Source organism: Streptomyces sp. P17, assembly GCF_032436805.1.
GTDB lineage: Bacteria > Actinomycetota > Actinomycetes > Streptomycetales > Streptomycetaceae > Streptomyces.
On record NZ_JAVRBF010000629.1, the window covers coordinates 1 to 284 of the forward strand.

General features: G+C 48.6%; 1 protein-coding gene. It reads left to right on the forward strand.

Features of this window, described 5'->3' with window-relative positions; all coding sequences use genetic code 11:
* Positions 1–284 (forward strand): secretin N-terminal domain-containing protein (locus RMT89_RS42380; RefSeq protein ID WP_315889089.1); only part of this gene is annotated, 284 nt, incomplete at both ends.

The following is a 284-nucleotide window of genomic DNA, read 5'->3' on the forward strand; positions in this document are numbered from 1 at the left end:
CTTTTTAGTGCCAAAAATTGTTGCAGACGAACGTACCAACAGTGTCATTGTAACTGGTGAGGCCCAGGCACGACAAAGAGTCCTTGAGCTAGCTAGGCGGTTAGATGCTGAGCTACAAACCAGCGGTAATACTCGGGTTATTTACCTTAAGTATGCTAAAGCCGATGAGTTAGTACCTGTACTAAAGGGCGTGAGTGACTCTATTGTGGCCGAGGTGCAGGGTGGACAAGGCGCTAATCCTCAAAATGCCAGACGCAGTACGGGCCGGGAAATTAGCATTGAAG